Below are 3,962 nucleotides of genomic sequence, written 5' to 3' on the forward strand. Positions count from 1 at the left end.
GGACTTTTTAGAAGTCGCACCAGAAAACTGGCTTATTTTAGGTGGTGCATTAGGTAAAAAGTTCAAACAATTAACAGAACAACATAATTTTGTATGTCACGGCTTATCTTTGTCTATTGGTTCGCCAGAGCCACTTGATATCGACTTTATAAAAGATCTCAAGGTGTTCTTCAAACAACATAATATTAAAGCGTATAGTGAACATTTAAGTTACTGCTCAGGTAAAGGTCATATGTATGACTTAATGCCAATTCCATTTAGTGAAGAGTCAGCTCGCTATGTTGCAGAGCGTATCAGAACGGTACAAGACATTCTTGAAATGCCTATCGCAATGGAAAACGTATCTTATTACGCCGCGCCAGCACAGCAAATTTCAGAATTAGATTTTACAAACTTAGTGCTTGAAGAAGCGGATTGTGAGTTGTTGCTCGATGTAAATAATATTTACGTTAATTCTATAAACCACAATTACAGTGCCAGTCAGTTCTTAAAAGGGTTACCATCAAAGCGGATTGCATACGGGCACATTGCCGGACATTACAATGAAGCCGAAGACTTGATTGTTGATACCCACGGCGCAGATGTGATTGATCCAGTATGGCAGTTGCTTCGTGAAGCCTATCAAATCCATGGTGTATTCCCAACCTTGTTAGAACGTGATTTTAATATTCCTGATATGTCAGAACTGTTGGTTGAGGTGGATACTATTGCAACTATCCAAAATGAACAGAGCAAAAGGGAAAGTGCTTAATGAGTTTCCAAGCAACACAAAATGCCTTTATGCAGCATATTCGCGATCCTGACAATAACGCATTCCCCGATATTGAAGATCGCCGATTAGCAATTTATCGCGAACTTTTTTTTAACAACGTGGAAGGGTTTGTTAGCTCTGCATTTCCGGTATTGAAGTCACTTTACAGCGAAGATGATTGGCTGGTATTAGTGCGTAGATTTTTTAGCCAGCACGATTGCAAATCTCCTTATTTTTTGCAAATTTCAGAAGAGTTTCTAGCGTTTTTATCAAATGAATATCAACGCACAGATGTCGACCCTGAATACATGTTAGAGCTTGCCCATTATGAATGGGTTGAACTTGTACTCTCAATTGCAGATCAAGATCCTAATGAAAGCAAAATTACCGATATCCAAACACAACCTCTGTATTTTTCATCACTGGCATGGCGTGTAAGTTATGCTTACCCAGTGCAATTTGCATCAAGTGATAATCCCGAGTTAGCAGCAATGGATGAAGGTAATCACTTAGTGATTTACCGCGATAGCGATGATGACATTCAGTTTGTCGCAATTAACGGCATCACAGCCCATTTATTACAGCAAATTGAAAGCAACCCCGGTACTAATTTTAGTGCTTTGCTAAATGTGATGTTAGCGGCGTTACCGCAAGTTGAGACGTCAGTACTTGAAAGTGGTTTAGTAAGCACGCTGATTGATCTTGCTGAAAAAGGCGTATTGGTCACAAAATAACACTTTTGATCTAGATCAACTTCCTCTATCATATGCGGCGATTTTTCGTGCTTAAGATGTAGAGGTAATTATGGCGCAAAAAGGTGATTTTAAAGATCCGTTCAATGCAAAATACTTCATTGGTTTCCTAGCTGTGTTTGCAGGCATTGGTTGTTTAAATGCAATTCTAGGTTGGGCGACTTTACTAAGCGCTTAATTTTACTACCACGTATCTTCGTGATGTTCTGGCCGATATATCGGCCTTTATTGTTTCTGAAATACACTAATCTTACTAATCCTCCGCATTTGATATTCGTTTTTATGTCAAAATTTGTATAATGACCTGTAATTAAAATATTGGGGAAAACCATGACCTTGTCAGTTTCAGACTTAGAACTAGTAAAAAGCAGCATTGCGACTGTGCCGGATTATCCTAAACCGGGCATTATGTTTCGTGATATTACTAGCTTATTAGCTGAGCCAAAAGCATTCCAAACAGTGCAAAAAACACTTGTTGAAAAATATAAAGACAATGCATTCGATGTAATTATAGGCACTGAATCACGTGGCTTTATATTTGGCGCACCACTTGCGCTTGAATTAGGCATTCCATTTGTTCCTGTGCGTAAGCCTGGCAAATTGCCACGCGAAACAGTTTCACAATCGTATCAATTAGAATATGGTGAAGACACGCTTGAAATCCACAAAGATGCTATTAAAGCGGGCGACAAAGTGCTACTTATAGACGACTTACTTGCAACAGGCGGTACTATTGAAGCAACCGTTAAACTTGTTGAAAAGTTAGGTGGTAAAGCAACCGATGCAGCATTTGTAATTTCATTACCTGAACTTGGTGGTGAAGCGCGTTTAGCTGGTCTTGGTTTAAACATACTTAAATTAGTTGAGTTTGAAGGCGAGTAAATGAGCTATCAAGTTCTGGCAAGAAAGTGGCGTCCACAAAACTTCCATCAGTTAGTTGGGCAACAACACGTTAAACAAGCCTTGGTAAATGCGCTTGATCAAAAGCGACTACACCATGCGTATTTATTTACCGGTACCCGCGGTGTAGGTAAAACCACTATTGCCAGAATTTTTGCTAAAAGCCTTAATTGTGAATTAGGCATTACCAGCCAGCCGTGTGGCAGCTGTAATGCCTGTATCGATATTGAGCAAGGTCGCTTCATTGACCTGATTGAAATTGATGCAGCTTCACGCACCAAAGTAGAAGACACCCGTGAGATTCTCGATAACGTACAATATGCACCAACCCGTGGCCGCTATAAAGTGTACCTTATCGATGAAGTGCATATGCTCTCAAAACACAGCTTTAATGCGCTGTTAAAAACCTTAGAAGAGCCACCGGAGCACGTAAAATTTTTACTTGCGACGACCGATCCGCAAAAACTACCCGTTACGATTTTATCTCGCTGTTTGCAATTTAATTTAGCAGCACTTTCTGAACATGAAATCGAAACCCAATTAACGCATATTCTTAATCAAGAACAACTTGGTTTTGAGCCTGAAGCGCTTAAACAACTTTCGCAAAGTGCCAAGGGCAGTATGCGTGATGCACTGAGTTTAACCGACCAAGCAATTGCACAAACTAACGGTAATATCACTCACCAAGCAACGAAACACATGCTGGGCTTAATGGATATTACGTGGGCGCAAAGTTTATTGATTGCGGCCATGGCGAGCGATGGTGACAGTTTATTAGAATTAAGCGCCAAACTAGGCTTACAAAATGGCAATTACGGTGCTGTTTTAGATGACTTAATTAAATTATGTCACTTGATTTTGGTTGCTAAATTAGTGCCAACAGCCGCGCAGCTAAGCGAACAATACTCTGACTTTATAAGCCAACTGGCAGTAGAGGCAGATACACGTGAAATTCAGGTGTATTACCAGCTACTGTTAAACGGTAAAAAAGACTTAATGCTGGCACCAACAGAGCAACTTGGCTTTGAAATGGTTATGCTTAAATTATTAGCGTTTGAACCTGCTGGCATGCAAGCTCAGCAGTCAGCGCAGCAAAACCAACATGTGCAAACATCACAAGCGACTCCAAACGCACGCGTTTCACTAAAAGAACAATTAAAAAAACAAAAAGAAGCTCTGGAAAATAAGCCGATTGCGCAACCAGAGCTTCAACAAAAGCCACAACCAGAGCCACAATCTGAACCAGTTCAACCTATTTCTGCGGCACCTGCGCTAGTTGAAGCGCCAACAATTGAGCAGACACAGGCAGTACAAAGTGCGCCTGAGATAGCTCAAGTTGAATTAGAGCAGCAAGTAAATCAACAAATGGATGATGTACTTGCGCAAGCCGAGCAGTTGACAGCGCAATCGCCAGCGTCTGAAATGTTTGAGCAACAGCAACAGCAACAGCAACAGCAACAGCAACAGCAACAGCAACAGCAACAGCAACAGCAACAGCAACAGCAACAGCAACAGCAACAGCAACAGTTTGACAATGCACCAGTGCAAGAAGGTGAACC

At 40.9% G+C, this 3,962-nt stretch carries 5 protein-coding genes; all 5 read left to right on the plus strand.

Annotated elements, in window-relative coordinates; genetic code table 11:
* The coding region (locus ABYD77_RS18150; protein ID WP_372771504.1) for a DUF692 domain-containing protein at positions 1-751 on the plus strand (751 nt) is incomplete at its 5' end.
* On the plus strand, positions 751-1,485 hold the full coding sequence (locus ABYD77_RS18155) for a DUF2063 domain-containing protein (protein ID WP_372771505.1): 735 nt from the start codon (positions 751-753) through the stop codon (positions 1,483-1,485). The genes ABYD77_RS18150 and ABYD77_RS18155, both read left to right, overlap by 1 nt.
* 70 nt (positions 1,486-1,555) lie before the next feature.
* Complete coding sequence (locus tag ABYD77_RS18160; protein WP_267884427.1) at positions 1,556-1,681, plus strand: hypothetical protein; 126 nt, start codon at positions 1,556-1,558, stop codon at positions 1,679-1,681.
* A gap of 152 nt (positions 1,682-1,833) precedes the next feature.
* Positions 1,834-2,385, plus strand: coding sequence for an adenine phosphoribosyltransferase (gene apt, locus ABYD77_RS18165; protein WP_372771506.1), 552 nt, complete (start codon positions 1,834-1,836; stop codon positions 2,383-2,385).
* A partial coding sequence (dnaX, locus tag ABYD77_RS18170; protein WP_372771507.1) for a DNA polymerase III subunit gamma/tau occupies positions 2,386-3,962 on the plus strand: 1,577 nt, incomplete at its 3' end. It lies immediately after the preceding gene.

This window comes from Pseudoalteromonas sp., from assembly GCF_041629635.1.
GTDB lineage: Bacteria > Pseudomonadota > Gammaproteobacteria > Enterobacterales > Alteromonadaceae > Pseudoalteromonas.

Coding starts and splice junctions, on each gene's coding strand:
- ABYD77_RS18160 (WP_267884427.1), top strand. CDS start 1,556: ATGGCGCAAAAAGGTGATTTTAAAGATCCGTTCAATGCAAAATACTTC.
- ABYD77_RS18155 (WP_372771505.1), top strand. CDS start 751: ATGAGTTTCCAAGCAACACAAAATGCCTTTATGCAGCATATTCGCGAT.
- apt (WP_372771506.1), top strand. CDS start 1,834: ATGACCTTGTCAGTTTCAGACTTAGAACTAGTAAAAAGCAGCATTGCG.